Origin of the sequence: Nocardioides marinquilinus, assembly GCF_039543705.1 — a bacterium.
GTDB lineage: Bacteria > Actinomycetota > Actinomycetes > Propionibacteriales > Nocardioidaceae > Nocardioides > Nocardioides marinquilinus.
This window is the reverse complement of record NZ_BAABKG010000001.1, coordinates 475,475-496,245: the sequence shown is the minus strand read 5'-3', so window position 1 is coordinate 496,245 and position 20,771 is coordinate 475,475. Positions and strand designations below refer to the sequence as shown.

The following is a 20,771-nucleotide window of genomic DNA, read 5'->3' as shown; positions in this document are numbered from 1 at the left end:
CGCAAATATAGGCCCGCCGAGCCGCCAGGGGGGTCACCCTCTGGTTCACCCGAACGTAGAGTCCTCTTGATGTCGAGACACCTCGAGCGCCTGCTGCGGCTGGCCGGACCGACGTCGCTGGTGCGACGGTTGTCCGCCCAGTCGGTGCTCTCGGCCGTGGGCGACGGCGTCTTCCTCACCGGCAGCGCGGTCTTCTTCACCCAGGTCGTCGGGCTCTCCGCCGCCCAGGTCGGGCTCGGGCTCACCGTGGCGGGCGTCGCGACGTTCGCGCTCGCCGTCCCGCTCGGCAAGCTGGCCGACCGCTACGGGGCCAAGCGGGTGTGGTCGCTGAGCGCGCTGATCGAGGCCGTCGTCTACCTGCTGTGGCTCGTGGTCGGCTCGATGACGGGCTACATCGTGATGATGATCGGGCTCGGCCTGGTGCAGACCGCGAACCGCGCCTCGCGCAACGCCTACCGCATCGACGTCTTCCCCCGCGACCAGCGGGTGCGCTCGCAGGCCTACTTCCGCGCCGCGCGCAACGTCGGCTACACCCTCGGCGCCCTGCTGGCCGGCATCGCGCTGGCGACCAACGACGACGGCGTCATCCGGGCCGTGCCGGTGGTCACCGCCGTCCTGCTGCTGCTCAACGCCGCGCTCATCGCCCGGCTGCCCCCCGTGGTCGCGCACGCACCGGAGGACGGCGCCGCGCCGCTCGAGGCGGCCGTCGGCGGCCGCGGGCCGGCGAGCGCGCTGCGCAACCGCGGGTTCCTGGCGATGTGCGTGTGCGACGGCGTCCTCGGCAGCCACCAGGTGCTGCTGAACGTCGTCATCCCGCTGTGGCTGGTGGAGGAGACCGACGCGCCGCGGGTGCTGCTGGCGTGGCTGTTCGGCACCAACACGGTGATGGCGGTGGCGCTGCAGGTGGCCGCGGCGCGGGGCATCACCACCGTCGCCGACTCGCTGCGGGCCGAGCGCCGCGGGGCGGCGTTCTTCGTGCTCTCCTGCGGCATCGTGCTGGTCACCCACGACACCGTCGGCTGGGTGACGATCGCGCTGGTGTGGGCCGGCCACGTGACGGTCACCGGCGCCGAGCTGCTGCAGTCGGCCGGCCAGTGGGGGCTGCAGGCCGAGCTGTCGGACGCCGCCCGCCGCGGCGAGTACCAGGGCGTGGCGCAGCTCGGCTACACGCTCGGCACGGTGTGGGCCCCCGCCGCCTACACCTTCCTCGCGATGGAGTGGGGCGCCGAGGGCTGGCTGGTGATCGCGGGCGTGGTCGTCGTGGCCGCCGTGCTGCTGCACCCCGCCACCCGGGCCGCCGAGCGGCACCTCGAGCGGGTGGGCGCGACGGCCTGACCGGACCGGTCGGGCCGGCCACCACCGGCGGCCGGGCGCTTCGGGTGACGCGTGCGCACCCACCGGCGATACTGGCCGCCGACCGGGCCCACCCGCCACGCCGACCACGAGAGGACCCGTCGATGGACCGGCTGCCTCTCGGCCGCCTGCGCCGCGTCGTCCGGCCCCACCACGAGGGCGAGCCCGACGTCGCGCCGGACGCCTCCCCCGGCCGCCACGCCGCGTCGTCCGGCAGCGAGACCCTGGCGCCCGGGTCGCGCGCGGCGGCGGGTCGGCCCGGGCGCATCGAGCTCGCCGACCTGCTGATCTGCGGGGGCTTCCTGCTCGCGACGATCTGGCTCTACCACGGGCTGTGGGGCGACCTGTCCCGCGGCTACCTCATCAACGGGGGCCACGACCAGAACCAGTGGGAGTGGTACTCCACCGTCGTCGCCGACAACGTTCGCCACCTGCGCAACCCGTTCGAGACCGACCTGCAGAACTACCCGTACGGCGTGAACCTGGCCGCCAACGCCGCGATGCCCGGCCTCAACATCCCCCTCGCCCCGCTCACGTGGGTCTTCGGCGCCACGCTGACCTGGGCGATCGTGCTGACCGCGGGCCTGGCCGGCACCGCCTCGGGCTGGTACTGGGTCTTCTCCCGCCACCTGGTGCCGAACCGGACGGCGGCCGCGATCGGCGGCGGGTTCGCGGCGTTCGCGCCCGCGATGATCAGCCACGCCAACGCCCACCCGAACTTCGTCGTGCTGTTCGTGCTGCCGTTCATCGCGCTGAAGACGATCCAGGTCGCGCGGGGCGCCCGGCCGGTGCGCGACGGCGTCGTCCTCGGCCTGCTCGTGGCCTGGCAGATCACGCTCGGCGAGGAGGCGCTCGCCATCTTCGCGATGACCTTCGTGCTCTTCGCGGCGGTGTGGCTGGTGGCCCACCGGCACGAGGCGCGGGCGATGGTGCGGCCGGCCGCGACCGGGCTGGGCGTCGGCGCCGCGGTGTGCCTGGTGATCGTCGGCTTCATGCTCTACTGGCAGTTCTTCGGGCCGCAGAGCTTCCACTCGCTGCTGCACGGCCCGTCGGGCAACGACGTCTGGGCCCTGACCCGCTTCGCGACGCAGTCGGTGGCCGGCGCCCCCGAGGCGGCCGCCGCGGTCTCGCTGAACCGCACCGAGGAGAACGCGTTCTTCGGCTGGCCGCTGATCGCGCTGGTCGTGATGCTCACGGTCTGGCTGTGGCGCGACGTCACCGCGCGGGCCCTCGCCGTGGCGGCGATCGTGATGTCGGTGCTCTCGCTCGGCTCGGTCATCACCAAGGACCGGCTGCCCACCGACTGGCCCAGCCCCTGGGCGCTGTTCGACACGCTCCCGCTGCTCGACTCGATCCTCGAGTCGCGGCTGGCGATGGGTGCGGTGCCACTGGTCGGCGGGCTGCTGGCGATCGCGACCCACCGGGTGTGGGTGGCGTCGTCCGGCTGGGGGCTGGCCCCGGCCGCCGCCGACGACGCTGCCGACGCGGACGCCGACCCGCGGGCGCTGCCGGTGCGGCTGCTCTGGGCGGGGGCTCTGGCCGCCGTCCTGCTGCCGATCGCGCCGAAGCCGCTGCTGACCGTCGAGCGGCCGCCGGTGCCGGAGTTCTTCGCCGGCGACCAGTGGCGCGAGTACGTCGACCCCGGCGGCGTCGTGGTCACCGCGCCGCTGCCCAGCACCGGCGAGACCGAGCCGCTGCGCTGGCAGGTGGCCACCGACCTGCAGTTCCTGCTGCCCGAGGGCTACTTCGTCGGCCCGACCTCGCCCGAGGTCAAGGACGGCCGCTACGGTGCGGTGCCGCGCCCGACGTCCACGCTGTTCAGCACCGTCGACAGCACCGGCACGGCCGCCGCCGTGACCGAGGAGGACCGCCGTCTCGCCCGCGAGGACCTCGACTTCTGGGACGCCGAGGTGGTCGTGGTCGGCCCCCGCGCCAACCAGCAGGCGCTGGTGACCACCATCGACGCGCTGCTCAACCGTCGCGGTGTCGCCATCGGTGGCGTGGTGGTGTGGGACGTGCGCGACCTGACCGACTGACGGCTGGGGCGAGGCGGGCCGGCCGGGGCGGTGGCGACGAACCTGCGGGTTCTGCGACGAAGCTTCGTCGTGGAACCGGGAGTTTCACCGCTTAAGTGGTGAAACTGCCCACCGCCGTCAGCGCGCCGGGCGCTGGTCGACGACCCGGCGCATCTTGCCGACCGAGCGCTCCACCGAGCCGGGTGGGACGACGTCCACGCCGACGCTGACGCCGACGGTGGCCTTGACGCGCTCGCGCAGCCGGACGCCGGCCTCGCGCGCGGCCGCGGCGTCGGCGCCCTCGCGGTGCTCGACGACGACGGTGAGCGCGTCGAGGTTGCCCTCGCGCGTCAGGCGGCACTGGAAGTGGGGCGAGAGGTCGCGGGAGAGGTCGTCGCCGAGCACGAGCTCCTCGATCTGGGTGGGGAACAGGTTCACGCCGCGCAGGATGATCATGTCGTCGGTGCGGCCGGTGATCTTCTCGACGCGGCGCATGGTGCGCGCGGTGCCCGGCAGCAGCCGGGTGAGGTCGCGGGTGCGGTAGCGCACCACGGGCATCGCCTGCTTGGTCAGCGAGGTGAAGACCAGCTCGCCCTCCTCGCCGTCGGGCAGCACCTCGCCGGTGACCGGGTCGATCACCTCGGGGTAGAAGTGGTCCTCCCACACGTGCAGGCCGTCCTTGGTCTCGACGCACTCGCTGGCCACGCCCGGGCCCATCACCTCGGAGAGGCCGTAGATGTCGACGGCGTGCATGTCGAGGCGGCGCTCCATCTCGCGGCGCATGTCGTTGGTCCACGGCTCGGCGCCGAAGATGCCGACCTCGAGCGACGTCGTCCGCGGGTCGACGCCCTGGCGCTCCATCTCGTCGACGATCGCGAGCATGTAGGACGGCGTCACCATGATCAGCCGCGGCTCGAAGTCGACGATCAGCTGCACCTGCCGCTCGGTCATGCCGCCCGAGACCGGCACGACGGTGCAGCCGAGCAGCTCGGCGCCGGCGTGGGCACCGAGGCCGCCGGTGAACAGCCCGTAGCCGTAGGCGTTGTGCAGCACGTCGCCCGCCCGGCCGCCGGCGGCGCGGATGCTGCGCGCGACCACCGAGGCCCAGGTGGCGAGGTCGTCGCGGGTGTAGCCGACCACCGTCGGCTTGCCGGTGGTGCCGGACGACGCGTGCACCCGCGCGACCTGCTCGCGCGGCACGGCGAAGAGTCCGAACGGGTAGTGCTCGCGCAGGTCGGCCTTGGTGGTGAACGGGAACCGGGCGAGGTCGGCGAGGTCGCGGACGTCGTCCGGGTGGGCGCCGGCGGCGTCGAACGCCTGGCGGTAGTGGGCGACGTTCTCGTAGGCGTGGCGCAGCGACCAGCGCAGCCGCTCGAGCTGCAGCGCGCGCAGCTCGTCGATCGACGCGGTCTCGATGGGCTCGAGGTCACCGGGCTGGGGGCTGAGGTCGCGCACGGTGCCCAGCGTCGGCGTCCGGACGGGTGCGCGTCCACCCCGGCAGCGGTTGAATGGCCGCGTGGCCGACCTGCCCCGCCTGCCCGCCGGCTTCGTGCTCGGCACCAGCACCGCGTCGTACCAGATCGAGGGGGCGTGGGACGCCGACGGCAAGGGCCCCAGCGTGTGGGACACCTTCGCCGCGGAGCCCGGCCGCATCGGCGACGGCAGCGACGGTCGCGTGGCCTGCGACCACTACCACCGGTGGACCGAGGACGTCGCGCTCCTGCGCGAGCTGGGCGCGGGCGGCTACCGGTTCTCGATCGCGTGGCCGCGGGTGCAGCCGGGCGGGTCGGGGCCGGTCAACGCGGCCGGGCTCGACTTCTACGACCGGCTGGTCGACGCGCTCGTCGAGGCGGGCGTCGCGCCGATGGCAACCCTGTTCCACTGGGACCTTCCCCAGACCCTGCAGGACGCCGGCGGCTGGCCCTCGCGCGAGACGGCCGAGCGGTTCGCCGACTACGCCGCCGCCTGCGTCGAGCGGCTCGGCGACCGGGTGGCGCAGTGGGTGCCGGTCAACGAGCCCAACGTGGTCACGCTGCTCGGGCACGGGCTCGGCTGGCACGCGCCGGGGCTCGAGCTCGGCTTCGACGCGCTGCCGGTCGCGCACCACCTCAACCTGGCGCACGGACGGGCGCTCGCGGCGCTGCGGGCGGGCGGCGCGCGGGCCGTCGGGACGGCGTCCAACCACGCGCCGGTGAGAGCCGTCTCGGAGAGCGAGGCCGACCGGGGTGCCGCCGAGCTGTTCGACGCCCTGTGGAACCGGCTCTTCGGCGACCCGGTGCTGCTCGGCCGCTACCCCGACCTGCTGGCCGACGCGCTGCCGGTGGCCGACGGCGACCTCGAGGCGATCGCGGCGCCGCTCGACTTCTACGGCCTCAACTACTGCAACCCGCAGGCGGTGGCCGCGGCGCCAGAGGGCGCGGCGATCCCGTTCGAGCTGCGCGAGGTGACCGGCTACCCCACCACCGACTTCGGCTGGCCGGTCGCACCCGACGGCCTGCGCGAGCAGATCGCGATCCTCGGCGAGCGCTACCCCGGCCTGCCGCCGATCGTGATCACCGAGAACGGCTGCTCCTACGGCACGGGCCCCGACGCCGACGGCGTCGTCGACGACCAGCCCCGCATCGACTACCTCGACGCCCACCTGCGCGCGGTGGCCGCCGCGATCGACGACGGCGCCGACGTCCGCGGCTACTACTGCTGGTCGCTGCTCGACAACTTCGAGTGGGCCGAGGGCTACGCCCAGCGCTTCGGCCTCGTGCACGTCGACTACGACACCCTCGTGCGGACGCCGAAGCGGTCGTTCCGGTGGTACGCGGACGTCGTCCGGGCGCAGGCGGCGCCGGGCTAGGCGGACGGTCCGCGGCGCCTGATCCGAGCGATCGCTCGGATCAGGCGCGGGTCGAGCCGGTAGCCGCGCACGAACCGAGCGATCGCTCGGTTCATGCGCCCGGCCCGGCCGTCACGAGCACGAACCGAGCGATCGCTCGGTTGACGACGGCGGGGCGCACGATTCCGTGCACGAACCGAGCGATCGCACGGTTGGGGGACGACCCCTGCGCCCGTGTCCAGGACGTCCCCAGCACCCACGGGGTACGTCGTCACCGCGGTCGGCGAGAGACCACGCTCAGCAGGGGCTGTGGATAGCCGAAGCGCCGGGACCGCGACTCGGGCACGGTCCTCCGCATGACGCCCGACCTGAGCCTCGCCCCGTCCGCCGTGCACCCGCATCTCTCCGGGCCGTTCACGCGGCGCGAGTTGATAGCAGCGGGCGGCACCGCGGCAACCCTGCGACGCGGCGACTACCGGCAGGTACTGCCGCGCGTGTGGATGCACACCTCCGCGCTTGACGACCTGGCCCTGGTCAGGGCGGCGCTGCACATCCACCCCGCCGACGCCGTCGCCAGTCACATGTCCGCCGCCCTCGTGCTCGGTCTCCCCGTGCCCGACCAGCCGTTCGCCCACGTCACGGTCTTCCGGCACCGCGACAGGCGGTTCCGGCGCGAGATCAAGCCGCACGTCACCGAGCGACGACGCCGCGTCATCCGTCGGCGCGGCCTGCGGGTCACCGACCCGGTGGCCACCTTCATCGACTGCGCCGGCTGGCTGTCACTGGTCGACATGGTCATCCTCGGGGACGCGCTGGCCAAGCGGTACGACATCGATCCGGCTCGGCTGGTGCAGATGTGCGAGGCGAGCACGGACTACTACCGTGGGCGCGCCCTGGCCGCCGCGCTGCTGGTCCGCACGGGGGTCGACACCCCGATGGAGACCAGGTTGCGCCTGCTCATCGTCCTCGCGGGCCTGCCCGAGCCAGTGATAAACCACCGCGTCTACTGGGACGACGGGACGCTCAAGCGCCGCTTCGATCTCTACTACCCCGAGGTCAAGGTCATCGTCGAGTACGACGGGCGCCAGCATGCCGAGGACACGGCCCAGTGGCGCGGCGACCTCGAACGCCGCGAGGAGCTCGACGACGACGGCTACCGGATCCTGGTCGTCACCGCGACGGGCGTCTTCCGCGAGCCGGCCCACACGCTGCACCGCATCCGACGCCTCCTCATCGCCCGGGGCATGGAGGGCGTCGCCGAGCTGGACGACGAGTGGCGGCACCACTTCGCGGCGTGATCCCGGCCGAGCGGCGCTCCCCGCCCGCGCACGAACCGAGCGATCGCTCGGAACAGCACCCACAAACCCCCCACCGCCCGCACGAACCGAACGATCGCTCGGAACAGCACCCCGGGGCGTGCGCCGCCGACTGCGACCGGTCTACCGCGTCCCCCAGGCGTAGGTCTGCTTGACCAGGCGGAGGTAGGTGAGCGTCTGCGTGGCGGTGACGCCGGGGACGGCGCGGATGCGGGAGGACAGCAGGTCGAGGAGGCCCTCGTCGTCGGCGGTGAGCACCTCGCACAGCAGGTCGAACCCGCCGGCGACCAGCACGAGGTAGGTGACCTCGTCGATCGCAGCGAGCGCCTCGGCGACCGGCTCGAGCGGGCCCTGCACGGTGATTCCGACCATGGCCTGGCGGCGGAAGCCGAGCTGGAGGGGGTCGGTGACGGCGACGACCTGCATGGTGCCGTCGGCGGTCATCTTGTTGACCCGCTGGCGCACGGCGGCCTCGGAGAGCCCGACCTGCTGGCTCAGGGCGGCGTACGACATCCGGCCGTCGGCCTGCAGCAGCTCGACGATCCGACGCCCCACGTCGTCGATCGGCTGGTCCATGCCGCTAGCGACTCACAACCGCTCGGCGGCGCGGGTGAGCACGTCGCGCAGGATCGACTCGATCTCGTCGAAGACCGCCTGGTCGGCCACGAGCGGCGGGGCGAGCTGGATGACAGGGTCGCCGCGGTCGTCGGCACGGCAGTAGAGCCCGGCCTCGAACAGCGCGCCGGAGAGGAATCCGCGCAGCAGCCGCTCCGACTCGTCCTCGTCGAAGGTCTCCTTGGTCTGCTTGTCCTTGACCAGCTCGATGCCGTAGAAGAACCCGTCGCCGCGCACGTCGCCCACCAGCGGCAGGTCGAGCAGCTTCTCGAGCGTGCCGCGGAAGGCGCCCTCGCGCTCGCGCACCCCCTCGTTGAGCCGCTCCTTCTCGAAGATGTCGAGGTTGGCCAGCGCCACCGCGGTCGAGACGGGGTGGCCGCCGAAGGTGTAGCCGTGGGCGAACATCGCCTCGCCCTTGCCGAACGGCTCGAAGAGCCGGTCGGTGGCGATCATGGCGCCGAGCGGGGCGTAGCCGGAGGTGAGCCCCTTGGCGCAGGTGATGATGTCGGGCTGGTAGTCGTAGCGCTCCGCGCCGAACATCGCGCCGAGCCGGCCGAAGGCGCAGATGACCTCGTCGCTGACCAGCAGGACGTCGTACTCGTCGCAGATCTCGCGCACCCGCTGGAAGTAGCCCGGCGGGGGCGGGAAGCAGCCGCCGGCGTTCTGCACCGGCTCGAGGAAGACCGCGGCGACCGTCTCGGGCCCCTCGAACTCGATGGCCTCGGCGATGCGGTCGGCCGCCCACCGGCCGAACGCCTCCTCGGTGCCCTCGCCCTGCAGGCCCTCGGGCGCGCGGTAGTGGTTGGTGTTGGGCACCCGGAACGCGCTCGGCACAAGCGGCTCGAAGGCGGCCTTCATGGCCGGGATGCCGGTCAGCGACAGGGCGCCGTGGGGCGTGCCGTGGTAGGCCACGGCCCGGCTGATCACCTTGTGCTTCATCGGCTTGCCGGTGAGCTTGAAGTAGTTCTTGGCCAGCTTCCACGCGGTCTCGACGGCCTCGCCGCCGCCGCTGGTGAAGAAGACGCGGTTGAGGTCGCCGGGGGCGTAGCCGGCGATCCGCTGGGCCAGCTCGACGGCGCCCGGGTGGGCATAGCTCCACAGCGGGAAGAAGGCCAGCTTCTCGGCCTGCCGCGCCGCGGCCTCGGCCAGCTCGGCGCGCCCGTGCCCGGCCTGGACGACGAACAGCCCGGCCAGGCCGTCGAGGTAGCGCCGCCCCTCGGCGTCCCACACGTAGCAGCCCTCGCCGCGCTCGATGACCGGCATCGGGTGGTGCTCGTAGGTGGAGTGGCGGGTGAAGTGCAGCCACAGGTGGTCACGGGCGGCCTGCTGGGTGTGGTTCACGGGAGGTCTCTCCGGGTTCGGACGGGTGCGGGAGCGGGGTGGGGGGTGTCAAGGGGCCAGGGGGCGGGCGTCACTCGGGCTCGGGCACGCAGAGCACCGGACGCCGCGAGAGGTGCAGCAGCTTGTGGGAGGTCGAGCCGAGGATGGCGCCGCGCAGCGGCGTCTCGCCCCAGATGCCGACCACGATGACGGTGGCGTCGTGGCGGTCGGCCACCTCGATCAGCGCGTCGACGGGCTTGGCCGAGACCTGCTCGACGACGGTCTCGACGCCGGCCTCGCGGGCCACCTCGACGGCGTGCTCGAGCACGGTGCGGCCCTGCTCCTCGATGGCCTCGCGGTGGGAGCGGAACTCCTCCCCCAGCCCGCCCGGCGGCGAGGTGCCGTAGACCAGCACCAGCGGCTCGCCGTAGCGGCGGGCGACGTCGACCGCCACGGTCAGCGCGTGCCGCGCGCCCGGCGACTCGTCGTAGCCGAGGACGATGCTCATGAGACCTCCCTGTCGGTGGCGACGCCGGGCCGCTCGCGCCAGAACCGGGCGTCGGTGACGCGCCAGACCAGCATGACCACCACGCCCAGCAGCGCGATGCCCACCCCGATCACCAGCGGCGGGCCGACGCCGAACCAGGTCTGGCCGCTGTAGGAGTTCTCGGGGTCGGCCATGTCGCCGATCGACTCGACGAGCAGCCACAGCAGCATCACCGCACCGACGACCGGGCCGACCCCGATGAGCAGCAGGTTCTTGGCCGAGCGCAGCAGCTGGCGGCGGAAGTAGATGGCGCACGCGATGCCGGTGAGCGCGTAGTAGAACGCGATGAGCAGCGAGAGCGCGGTCAGCGAGTCGAACAGCGCGTTCTCGCTGAGCGCCGAGACCACGAGGTACCAGACGATCGCGATGACGGCGACGACCCACGTCGAGACGTCGGGAGTGCGGAACCGCGGGTGGATGTGCGCCAGGCTGCGGGGCAGCGCGTAGCGCCGCGCCATGCTCAGGCCGGTGCGCGAGGCCGGGATGATCGTGGTCTGCGTCGAGGCGATGGCGGACGTCGCCACGGCCAGGTAGACCACCCAGTCCCAGCCGTTCATCACCTCGGTCGAGAGCAGCGCGAAGATGTACTCCTCCTCGCTGCTGTTGTCGGCGAGGAAGCTCGGTCCGGCGTAGGCGACGACGGCGAAGGCCACCGCCACGTAGGTGCCGAGCAGCACGACGGTCGAGACGATGCCGGCGCGGCCGGGCGTGGACGCCGAGTCGGTGGTCTCCTCGGTGAGGTTGACCGCCGACTCCCAGCCCCAGTAGGCGAAGACGCCGAGCAGCAGGCCCCCGGTCAACGCGGCTCCGCCCTCCCCGAACGGGTTGAGCCACGACAGGGACGGGTCGATCGAGTCGAGGCTCGAGCTGCCGTTGGCCACCCGCACCAACGCGACGGCGGCGAACGCGACCAGCGCGAGCACCTGGGCCACGATGAGCGCGTTCTGCAGCCGCGCCGACGCCTCGGTGCCGAAGACGCAGATCGCCGTCATCAGCACGATGAGCAGCACGGTGAGACCGCGCACCAGCCAGGTGCTCTCGGCGGCGGTGTCGAGGCCGAAGGTGAACATGGTGAACAGCACGCCGACCTCGGCCAGCGAGCCGATGACCAGGACGCCGGTCATCGCGATCGCCCAGCCGCCGAGCCAGCCGAACCAGGGCCCCATCGCGCGGGTGACCCACGAGAACGTCGTCCCGCAGTCCTGGTCGACGGAGTTGAGGTAGTAGAACGCCGAGGCGATCAGCAGCATCGGCACGAAGCTGGCCAGCAGCACGCCGGGGGCGTAGACGCCCACCAGGAGCACGATCGGCGCGATGACCGCGGCCAGCGAGTAGGCCGGCGAGGTGGCCGCGAGGCCGATGACCAGGGCGTCGAAGAAGCCGATGGCGCCGGGCTTGAGGTCGGCGCCGCCGGAGCCGGGCGGAGCGTCGTCGGTGTCTTTGTCGAGCGTGGCCACGGTTCGGTCCTCCTGCGCGGGACGGCACGGCGTCCGATCATCACACCGCTTTCACTCGGACGACGCAACCCTCACGACGGAATCCATGCCTTCTTGCCGCCTAGACCTGTCGAATCAGCGGAATCGTCGTTATCGTCCCTGTCCATGTCCGACACGTCAGGGACCGTGTTCAACAACGTCGTCGGCGGTGAGCTCGTGCCGTCGGCGTCCGGGGAGACCTACGAGGTCGTCGACCCCACGACCGGCGAGGCCTACGCCACCGCGCCGCGCTCGGGCGAAGAGGACGTCGACCGCGCCTACGCCGCGGCGGCCGGCGCCTTCGAGGAGTGGGGCGGCATGACGCCCCAGGACCGGGCCCGCGCGCTGCTGCGCATCGCCGAGGCGATCGAGGCGCGCGAGGACGAGATCAACGAGGTCGAGTGCCGCGACACCGGCAAGCCGCTGCACCTGACCAAGTCGGAGGAGATGCCCTACGCCTCCGACCACTTCCGGTTCTTCGCCGGTGCGTCCCGGGTGCTCTCGGGCAGCTCGGCCGGGGAGTACCTGGCCGACCACACCTCGTGGGTTCGTCGGGAGCCCGTGGGGGTGGTCGGTCAGGTGACGCCCTGGAACTACCCGCTGCTGATGATGATCTGGAAGATCGCGCCCGCGCTGGCGGGCGGCAACACCGTCGTCCTCAAGCCGTCGGACACCACCCCGGCGAGCTCGACGCTGCTGGCCGAGCTGTGCCAGGAGTTCCTGCCGCCGGGCGTGCTCAACGTGGTGTGCGGCGACCGCGACACCGGCCGCGCGCTGGTCGCGCACAAGACGCCGCAGATGGTGGCGATCACCGGCTCGGTGCGGGCCGGCATGGAGGTGGCGGCGTCCGCGTCGTCCGACCTCAAGCGGGTGCACCTCGAGCTGGGCGGCAAGGCACCGGTGGTGGTCTTCGAGGACGCCGACGTCGCCTCGGCCGCCGAGGGCATCGCCGGCGCCGGGCTGTTCAACGCCGGCCAGGACTGCACCGCCGCGACCCGCGTGCTCGTCGCCGACGGCCTCCACGACGAGTTCGTCGCCGCCCTGGCCGAGGCCGCGAAGGGGATGCCGACCGGTCCGCCCGACAGCGAGGACACCTACTACGGCCCGCTCAACAACGCCCGCCAGCTCGAGCACGTCTCGGGCATGGTCGACCGGCTGCCCGACCACGCGCGCGTCGAGACCGGCGGCGTGCGGCAGGGCGAGCGCGGCTACTTCTACGAGCCCACCGTGCTCTCGGGCCTGCGCCAGGACGACGAGCAGGTGCAGACCGAGATCTTCGGTCCGGTGATGACCGTGCAGCGCTTCACCGACGAGGCCGAGGCGCTGCGGCTCGCCAACGACGTCCAGTACGGGCTGTCGGCCAGCGTGTGGACCAAGGACCACGCCCGGGCGCTGCGGATGTCGCGCGGCCTCGACTTCGGCGCGGTGTGGATCAACACCCACATCCCCTTCGTCTCCGAGATGCCGCACGGCGGCTTCAAGCACTCCGGCTACGGCAAGGACCTGTCGATGTACGGCCTCGAGGACTACACCCGCATCAAGCACGTCATGTCCTACACGGGCGACTGACGGTGGTCTGACGGTGGTCGAGGTGCTCCGACCGAGGAACGAGGGAGGAGCCTCGAGACCTCGCAGGGATGACGGGAACGTCAGCGAGGACGGAGGGGCCCTTCGACAAGCTCAGGGTCCGTGTGGTCAAGCCAGGCACGAAGCGCGAGAAGGGCTGAAGAGATGAGGATCCTGCTGGTCGGCGCCGGGGGCGTCGGCGGTGCGTTCACCGCGATCGCGGCGCGCCGTGACTTCTTCGAGGCCGTGGTCGTGGCCGACTACGACCTCGCCCGGGCAGAGCGGGCGGCGTCCGCGGTCGACGAGCGGTTCACCGCCACGCAGATCGACGCCTCGGACGCCGACGCGGTGACCGCGCTGTGCCGCGAGCACCGCATCACCCACGTGATGAACGCCGTCGACCCGGTCTTCGACATGCCGATCTTCGAGGGCGCGCTGGCCGCCGGCGCCGACTACCTCGACATGGCGATGTCGCTGTCGAAGCCGCACCCCACCGACCCGCACGAGCAGTGCGGGGTCAAGCTCGGCGACGAGCAGTTCGCCCGCGCGCAGGCGTGGGAGGACGCCGGCCGGCTGGCGCTGCTCGGCATCGGCGTCGAGCCGGGGCTCAGCGACGTCTTCGCCCGTCACGCGGCCGACGAGCTGTTCAGCGACATCGACGAGCTCGGCACCCGCGACGGCGCCAACCTCGTCGTCCGCGACGACGACGGCAACGAGGTCTTCGCGCCGTCGTTCTCGATGTGGACCACCATCGAGGAGTGCCTCAACCCGCCGGTCATCTGGGCCGGCGACGGCACCGGCGCCGGTGACTGGCACACCACGCCGCCGTTCAGCGAGCCCGAGGTCTTCGACTTCCCGGAGGGCATCGGCCCCGTCGAGTGCGTGAACGTCGAGCACGAGGAGGTGCTCCTCATGCCGCGCTGGGTGAACTGCAAGCGCGCGACCTTCAAGTACGGCCTCGGCGAGGAGTTCATCACCATCCTCAAGGTGCTGCACACCCTCGGCCTCGACTCCACCGAGAAGGTGCGGGTCAAGGGCGTCGAGGTGAGCCCGCGCGACGTCGTCGCCGCCGTGCTGCCCGACCCCGCCACCGTCGGCCCGCGAATGACGGGCAAGACGTGCGCCGGCCTGTGGGTCACCGGCACCGGCAAGGACGGGCAGCCGCGCTCGACGTACCTCTACCACGTGGTCGACAACGAGTGGTCGATGAGGGAGTACGGCCACCAGTGCGTGGTGTGGCAGACCGCCGTCAACCCGGTCGTCGCGCTCGAGCTGCTCGCCACCGGCGTGTGGCAGGGCACCGGCGTCCTCGGCCCGGAGGCGTTCCCGGCCCGGCCGTTCCTCGACCTGCTCACCGAGCACGGCGTGCCCTGGGGGATGCAGGAGGTGTCATGACCACGACCGCCGACCCCACCACCACCCAGCCGGCCACCGGGCCGGAGCAGGTGCGCCGCCTCGTCACCGAGGTGCCCGGCCCCCGCAGCCGCGAGCTGCACGCCCGTCGGCAGACCGCCGTCGCGGGCGGCGTCGGCTCGGTGCTGCCGGTCTACGTCGAGCGGGCGGGCGGCGGCGTCGTCCGCGACGTCGACGGCAACTCCTTCATCGACCTCGCCAGCGGCATCGCCGTCACGAGCGTCGGCAACAGCGAGCCGCGGGTCGTGAGCCGCATGGCGGCGCAGGCCGAGGCGTTCACCCACACCTGCTTCATGGTCGCGCCCTACGAGGGCTACGTGGAGGTCTGCGAGACGCTGGCCGACCTGACGCCCGGCGACCACGCGAAGAAGGCGGCGCTGTTCAACTCCGGCGCCGAGGCCGTCGAGAACGCCGTGAAGGTCGCGCGGGTGCACACCGGCCGCGACGCGGTCGTCGTCTTCGACCACGCCTACCACGGCCGCACCAACCTCACGATGGCCATGACGGCGAAGAACCTGCCCTACAAGCAGGGCTTCGGGCCGTTCGCCGGCGAGGTCTACCGCGCCCCGATGAGCTACCCGTTCCGCGAGGCCGCGCCGATCACCGGCGAGCAGGCCGCGGCGCGCGCCATCGCCACGATCGAGTCGCAGGTCGGCGCCGGCAACGTCGCCTGCGTCGTGGTCGAGCCGATCCAGGGCGAGGGCGGCTTCGTCGTGCCCGCGCCCGGCTTCCTGCCCGCGCTGGCCGCCTGGTGCCGCGCGCACGACGTCCTGCTCGTCGCCGACGAGATCCAGACCGGCATGTGCCGCACCGGCGCGTGGTTCGCCTGCGAGCACGAGGACGTCGTCCCCGACCTGGTCACCGTCGCCAAGGGGGTCGCCGGCGGGATGCCGCTGGCCGCCGTCGTCGGCCGCGCCGAGGTGATGGACGCCGTCCACGCCGGCGGGCTCGGCGGCACCTACGGCGGCAACCCGGTGGCGTGCGCGGCTGCTCTGGGGGCGGTCGCGGCGATGCGAGAGCTCGGACTCGCGGAGCGGGCGCGCGCGATCGAGGCGGCCATGCTGCCCCGGTTGCGCGCGCTCGCCGACCGCACCGGTGTGATCGGCGACGTCCGCGGTCGTGGCGCAATGCTGGCGGCCGAGATCGTGCGGCCCGGCACCACCGAGCCGGACGCCGCCCTCACCGCCCGTCTGAACGCCGCCTGCCACCAGGCCGGGCTGCTGACGCTGACCTGCGGCACCTTCGGCAACGTCTTCCGCTTCCTGCCGCCCCTGGTCATGCCCGACCACCTGCTCGCCGAGGCGCTCGACGTCCTCGACGAGGTCGTCGACGCGACGCTGCGCGCCTGACCACGGCCCGGGAGCCGCCCGGGCCACGGGCGAGGGGTGGACCCGACCGGTGCCGGGGTGGACCCGAAATGACTAGACCGCCTGGCCCGGTCTAGTCATATGGGTGACCAGTTCGGTCCAGGGATGTGTCCTCGCAGCGCCGTGCCCCCCAGACTCGACGGAGAGGACTCGGGCAACACACCGGACCGGAAGGCAGTCGTGGGGCGCAGCGAGGTGGCGGCACTCCTGGCGCTGCTCGTCGTGGCCATGACAGCGGGATGGGTGCTGCTCGGGCGCTGAGACCGACCCGACGACCCCGCTGGACACCCCATGACCATCATCACCGCTCGGCCCGACGAGATCGGCGTGACGCTGCTCGTCGCGGGTGACCTCGACGTCGCCGGCGCCTGGGACGTCCGCCAGTGCGTCAGCTCGCTCGCCGGCGACGGCGTGCGCCGCTTCGACGTCGACCTGCGCGCCGTCGACTTCGTGGACTCCTCGGGCATGGGGCAGCTGGCCCGCTACTGGGCCGCCGCCGGCGCCGACGGCGTCGGGCTGCGGCTCGCCGCCGCGTCCGACCGGTTCTGGGACCTCGCCCGCGCCACCGGACGCCGGCACCACTTCGACTTCGTGGAGCCCCTGCTCGCGAGCTGACCGGCCTGCGAGGCTGGGCGCATGGCCCTGATCAGCTGCGACTTCTTCTCCGAGGCCCTGCAGGTGGGCACCTCGATGACCGTGGTGCTGCCGCAGGCCACCGAGGAGCAGATCGGCGTCCAGGGCGGCGGGGACGCCGACCGCCCGCCACCGGTGCTCTACCTGCTGCACGGGCTGTCCGACGACCACACCGCCTGGACCCGCTACACCTCGATCGAGCGCTACGCGACCGCCCGCGGCCTCGCCGTCGTCATGCCGGCCGTGGGCCGCTCGTTCTACGCCGACGAGGTGCACGGCCACCCCTACTGGCGCTTCGTCTCCCACGAGCTGCCCACGGTGGTCTCCTCGTTCTTCCGGGTCTCCACCGCGCGCGAGGACACCTTCGTCGCGGGCCTGTCGATGGGCGGGTACGGCGCGCTGAAGCTCGCGCTCACCCACCCCGAGCGGTTCGCCGCCGCGGCGAGCCTCTCCGGCGTCGCCGACATCGGGTTGATCCGCGAGCGGCCCGAGCGGTCCGAGCTGCACGAGCGGGTCTTCGGCGGCCGCATCGGCGACGCCGACGACCTGTTCGCGCTGCTCGAGGCCGCCGACCCGGCCTCGCTCCCCCGGCTGTTCGTCGCCTGCGGGCTCGACGAGCCGCTGCTGCTCGACGCCAACCGCCGCCTCGCCGCCCGCGCCCGCGAGCGCGGCGTCCCCGTCACCACCGACGAGCGCCCCGGCGAGCACGAGTGGGGTCTGTGGGACGCGGTGGTCAAGGACGTCGTCGCGTGGCTGCCGCTGGGTGCGACCGGCCCCTGATCCGTTCGATCGAACGATCTGGGCCGCCGGTCGGGCCGATCCCGCGCCCGAACCGTTCAATCGAACGAATCGACCCGCGCCACGACCACCCCGCGGCACCGGGCGAGACCCGCCGCCACGCCCGGGCGACCGCGATCGGACGGTTCCGCCACCGTGCACCTCCCGCGCCCGTAGGCTGCGGGGCGCGCGAGACGCGGGCACCCCGGCCCCCACGATGAGGAGCAGCGATGGCGCAGAGCCTGAGCGGCGTCCTCCTGGTCGAGGACGACGAGGGCGACGCCCTGCTCGTGCGCGAGTGCCTGCGCGAGGCCGGGCTCGCGGAGTCGGACGTCGTGTGGCGCCGCACCGTGCACGACGGCGTCGCGGCGCTCGACCACGACACCACGTGCGTGCTGCTCGACCTCGGCCTGCCCGACGCGCAGGGCCTCGACGCGCTGCACGCGCTGGTCGCGGCCGAGACCGACGTCCCGGTCATCGTGCTCACCGGCCGCCACGACCGCGCCGGCGTCGACGCGGTGGCCGGCGGCGCGCAGGACTACCTCGTCAAGGACGACATCACCCCCGAGCTGCTCGACCGCACGATCCGCTACGCCGTCGAACGGCGCCGCACCCAGCTGACCGAGCTGCAGCTGCGCGAGGAGCGGCTGCTCTCGGCCGAGAACTCCCGCCTCGAGCGCGGCCTGCTGCCGCGCCCCATGCTGCGCACCCCGTTCGTGATGTGCGTGAGCCACTACCGGCCCGGCCGCGCGCAGGCCGTCCTCGGCGGCGACTTCTTCGACGTCGTCGAGACCGCCGACGGCCGGGTGCGCGCCGTGGTGGGCGACGTCATGGGCCACGGTCCCGACGAGGCCGCGGTCGGCGTCCACCTGCGCGTGGCGTGGCGGGCGCTGGTGCTGGCCGGTGCGCCCGACGACGAGATCCTCGACGTGCTGGCGCGGCTGCTCGAGGCCGAGGGCGGCGACGACGGGTTCGCCACGCTCTGCGACGTCACCATCGACCGCGACCTCGGTGTCTCGGTGCGCGTTGCCGGCCACCCGCCGCCGCTGCTGTGCGAGGGCGAGCGGGCGCGCTACGTCGACGCGCAGGTCGGCCCGCCGGTGGGGCTGCGCGGGCTGCCGATCGCCGCCGAGTGGCCCGTCACCCGCACCGTCGTCCGGCCCGGCAGCTCGCTGCTGCTGTTCACCGACGGCCTGCTCGACGCCTACCGCCGCGCCGACGACGTCACCAGCATCGGCGCCGACGAGCTGGCCGCCGAGGCCACCCGCGCCGTCGTCTCGGGCCTGCCGCCCGAGGCGCTCATGGCCCAGCTGGTGCGCAACGCGCCGGTGCGGGCCGCCGACGACACGGCGGTGATCGTCCTCACCGTCGCGGACGACGCGTGACCCCGGCCGAGGCCGACGCGGGGCGCGGCGCCGCCTCCGCCTGGAGCCTGCGCCGCCGCGTCACCACCTCGATCGTGGTCATCCTCGGCCTGCTCGTCGTGCTCATCGTGCTGGTCGTCGTCTCGCTGCTCGGGGCCAAGAGCACCGGCGACGAGGTGATCGAGCGCTGGTACCCCGCCGTGGTGGCCAGCCGTGGCGTGCTCACGGCCTCGGTCAACCAGGAGACCGGCGTGCGCGGGTTCGCCGTCGGCGGCGACGAGAGGCTGCTCGACCCCTACGAGACCTACCTGGTCGTCGAGGAGGACCAGCGGGCCGAGCTGCGCGAGCTGCTCGCGGGCGACGCCGAGCTGGTGGCGCTGCTCGACGACCTCGAGGGCGCCCTCGACGTGTGGCACACCGACGTCGCCGAACCCGTCATCGCGGCGGCTCGGGACGGCGAGCGCGGCGCCGCGGCCCGCAGCGGGTCGCAGGCGGCCAAGGCGCGCTTCGACGCCGTCCGGCAGGCGGCCTCCGCCCTCGAGACCGTCATCGACGAGCGCCGCGACGACGCGGCCGCGGCCCGCGAGCGCGCCTTCACGCTGGTCTGGTACTCGGTGGCCTTCGGCATCGCCGTCCTGCTCGCGGCCGCCCTGGTGCTGTGGCGGGGACTGCGCCGCTCGGTGCTCGACCCGATGGACCGGCTGGCCGCCCAGACCCGCCTGGTCGCCGGCGGCGACCTCGAGCGCCGCATCGAGCCGACCGGACCCGCCGAGGTCGTCGCCCTCGCCCACGACGTCGACGTCATGCGCGAGCGCCTCGCCGACGAGCTGGCCCGCGTCGAGCGCGCCCGCGCCGTCCTCGAGCGACGCGGCGCCGAGCTGGCCCGGTCGAACGCCGACCTCGAGCAGTTCGCCTACGTCGCCTCCCACGACCTGTCCGAGCCGCTGCGCAAGGTCACCAACTTCTGCCAGCTGCTCGAGCGGCAGTACGCCGACCAGCTCGACGACAAGGCGCGCACCTACATCGGCTTCATGGTCGACGGCGCCCGGCGCATGCAGGTGCTGATCACCGACCTGCTCGCCTTCTCGCGGGTCGGCCGCTCGAACGGGGAGCTCTCGGAGGTCGACCTCGAGGTCAAGCTGGAGCGGGCGACGTCCAACCTCGAGACGGCGATCGCGGAGGCCGGCGCCACCGTGACCCACGGCCCGCTCCCCCAGCTGCCCGGCGACCCCACGCTGCTCACCGCGCTGCTGCAGAACCTGGTGGGCAACGCGGTGAAGTACCGCGACCCCGACCGCCCGCAGCGGGTGCACGTCAGCGCCGAGCTGGACGGCGCCTCCTGGGTGGTCACCGTGGACGACGAGGGCATCGGCATCGAGCCGCAGTACGCCGAGCGGATCTTCACGATCTTCCAGCGGCTGCATCTGCGCGGGGAGTACGAGGGCACCGGGATCGGGCTCGCGCTGTGCCGCAAGATCGTCGACTTCCACGGTGGCCGGATCTGGCTGGCGGAGAAGGACGGGCCTGGTGCTAGGTTCCGATTCACCCTGCCTGTGACCCAGGCCCCCGTCGACGAGGTGGACCCGGATGAGCCGTCACTCGCTGCAACCTGATCAGCCCCTGTCGGTCCTGCTCGTCGAGGACGACCCCGGCGACGTGATGATCGCCCAGGAGGCGCTCGCCGCCGGCCGGCTCTCCACCGACCTGCACGTCGTCACCGACGGCGTCGAGGCGCTGAGCTACCTGCGCCGCACCGACGACTACGCCGGCGCCGACCGCCCCGACCTGATCCTGCTCGACCTCAACCTGCCCAAGAAGTCGGGCCACGAGGTGCTGGCCGAGGTCAAGGCCGACCCCGAGCTGCGCCGCATCCCGGTCGTCGTCCTCACCACCTCCCAGGCCCAGGAGGACGTCGCCCGCAGCTACGACCTCCACGCCTCGGTCCACGTCTCCAAGCCGGTCGACTTCGACCAGTTCACCGAGGTCGTCCGCCAGATCGACGACTTCTTCGGCAACGTCGCCCAGCTGCCCGACTGAGTCACCGCTCATCGAGCGGGCCCAACGCCCGCTCGAGGCCGTCGACGCGAACCCGCCCACGGACCCTGAGCCTGTCGAAGGGACGCCGTTCGCGGACGTTCGCGTGAAGGGCCGGCGGTCTCGAGGCTCGTCGCCAGGGCTCCTCG

The 20,771-nt window shown here is 73.0% G+C and carries 17 protein-coding genes; 12 read left to right on the top strand and 5 right to left on the bottom strand.

Features of this window, described 5'->3' with window-relative positions:
* Window positions 1-69 precede the first annotated feature (69 nt).
* Both ABEA04_RS02350 and ABEA04_RS02345 read left to right on the top strand, forming a co-directional pair.
* On the top strand, window positions 70-1,335 hold the full coding sequence (locus tag ABEA04_RS02350; RefSeq protein WP_345454140.1) for an MFS transporter: 1,266 nt from the start codon (window positions 70-72) through the stop codon (window positions 1,333-1,335).
* A 122-nt stretch (window positions 1,336-1,457) separates the two neighbouring features.
* Window positions 1,458-3,389 carry a glycosyl transferase gene (locus ABEA04_RS02345; protein ID WP_345454138.1) on the top strand — a complete coding sequence of 644 codons (1,932 nt, stop codon included), beginning with the start codon at window positions 1,458-1,460 and terminating at the stop codon, window positions 3,387-3,389.
* Window positions 3,390-3,506: 117 nt separating this feature from the next.
* Here the strand turns inward: ABEA04_RS02345 and paaK are convergent, their stop codons facing one another.
* Window positions 3,507-4,823 (bottom strand): phenylacetate--CoA ligase PaaK, encoded by a 1,317-nt coding sequence (gene paaK / locus ABEA04_RS02340; protein WP_345454136.1) that lies wholly within the window; start codon window positions 4,821-4,823, stop codon window positions 3,507-3,509.
* Between the two features lie 61 nt (window positions 4,824-4,884).
* On the opposite strand from paaK, the gene ABEA04_RS02335 reads away from it, so the two are divergent.
* A complete protein-coding gene (locus tag ABEA04_RS02335) occupies window positions 4,885-6,216 on the top strand; it encodes a GH1 family beta-glucosidase (RefSeq protein WP_345454134.1) in 1,332 nt (443 codons plus the stop codon).
* Window positions 6,217-6,551: 335 nt separating this feature from the next.
* Window positions 6,552-7,493 (top strand): endonuclease domain-containing protein, encoded by a 942-nt coding sequence (locus ABEA04_RS02330; protein ID WP_345454132.1) that lies wholly within the window; start codon window positions 6,552-6,554, stop codon window positions 7,491-7,493.
* Window positions 7,494-7,634: 141 nt separating this feature from the next.
* Here ABEA04_RS02330 and ABEA04_RS02325 read toward each other — a convergent pair whose 3' ends face one another.
* The 4 genes from ABEA04_RS02325 to ABEA04_RS02310 all read right to left on the bottom strand — a co-directional run bounded on the left by ABEA04_RS02325 (window position 7,635) and on the right by ABEA04_RS02310 (window position 11,450).
* Window positions 7,635-8,087, bottom strand: a complete 453-nt coding sequence (locus tag ABEA04_RS02325; RefSeq protein ID WP_345454130.1) for an Lrp/AsnC family transcriptional regulator — start codon at window positions 8,085-8,087, stop codon at window positions 7,635-7,637.
* Window positions 8,088-8,099: 12 nt separating this feature from the next.
* Window positions 8,100-9,467 (bottom strand): aspartate aminotransferase family protein, encoded by a 1,368-nt coding sequence (locus ABEA04_RS02320; RefSeq protein WP_345454128.1) that lies wholly within the window; start codon window positions 9,465-9,467, stop codon window positions 8,100-8,102.
* 70 nt (window positions 9,468-9,537) lie between these two features.
* Window positions 9,538-9,954: a universal stress protein gene (locus ABEA04_RS02315; RefSeq protein ID WP_345454126.1), complete on the bottom strand. Its 417-nt coding sequence runs from the start codon at window positions 9,952-9,954 to the stop codon at window positions 9,538-9,540.
* Entirely contained in the window at window positions 9,951-11,450 is a 1,500-nt protein-coding gene (locus ABEA04_RS02310; protein WP_345454124.1) for an APC family permease, read from the bottom strand. Before ABEA04_RS02310 ends, ABEA04_RS02315 begins: the two co-directional genes overlap by 4 nt.
* 144 nt (window positions 11,451-11,594) lie before the next feature.
* On the opposite strand from ABEA04_RS02310, the gene ABEA04_RS02305 reads away from it, so the two are divergent.
* The 8 genes from ABEA04_RS02305 to ABEA04_RS02270 all read left to right on the top strand — a co-directional run bounded on the left by ABEA04_RS02305 (window position 11,595) and on the right by ABEA04_RS02270 (window position 20,625).
* Complete coding sequence (locus ABEA04_RS02305) at window positions 11,595-13,037, top strand: gamma-aminobutyraldehyde dehydrogenase (RefSeq protein ID WP_345454122.1); 1,443 nt, start codon at window positions 11,595-11,597, stop codon at window positions 13,035-13,037.
* Window positions 13,038-13,199: 162 nt separating this feature from the next.
* Entirely contained in the window at window positions 13,200-14,429 is a 1,230-nt protein-coding gene (locus tag ABEA04_RS02300) for a saccharopine dehydrogenase family protein (protein ID WP_345454120.1), read from the top strand.
* Window positions 14,426-15,796, top strand: coding sequence for a 4-aminobutyrate--2-oxoglutarate transaminase (gene gabT, locus ABEA04_RS02295; RefSeq protein WP_345454118.1), 1,371 nt, complete (start codon window positions 14,426-14,428; stop codon window positions 15,794-15,796). Before ABEA04_RS02300 ends, gabT begins: the two co-directional genes overlap by 4 nt.
* A gap of 309 nt (window positions 15,797-16,105) precedes the next feature.
* Window positions 16,106-16,429, top strand: a complete 324-nt coding sequence (locus tag ABEA04_RS02290; protein WP_345454116.1) for an STAS domain-containing protein — start codon at window positions 16,106-16,108, stop codon at window positions 16,427-16,429.
* A gap of 21 nt (window positions 16,430-16,450) precedes the next feature.
* Window positions 16,451-17,227, top strand: coding sequence for an alpha/beta hydrolase (locus ABEA04_RS02285; RefSeq protein WP_345454114.1), 777 nt, complete (start codon window positions 16,451-16,453; stop codon window positions 17,225-17,227).
* 227 nt (window positions 17,228-17,454) lie between these two features.
* A complete protein-coding gene (locus ABEA04_RS02280) occupies window positions 17,455-18,609 on the top strand; it encodes a PP2C family protein-serine/threonine phosphatase (protein WP_345454112.1) in 1,155 nt (384 codons plus the stop codon).
* Entirely contained in the window at window positions 18,606-20,201 is a 1,596-nt protein-coding gene (locus tag ABEA04_RS02275; protein ID WP_345454110.1) for a sensor histidine kinase, read from the top strand. Before ABEA04_RS02280 ends, ABEA04_RS02275 begins: the two co-directional genes overlap by 4 nt.
* Window positions 20,176-20,625 carry a response regulator gene (locus ABEA04_RS02270; RefSeq protein ID WP_345454108.1) on the top strand — a complete coding sequence of 150 codons (450 nt, stop codon included), beginning with the start codon at window positions 20,176-20,178 and terminating at the stop codon, window positions 20,623-20,625. The genes ABEA04_RS02275 and ABEA04_RS02270 overlap by 26 nt, the downstream gene beginning before the upstream one ends.
* Window positions 20,626-20,771 lie beyond the last annotated feature (146 nt).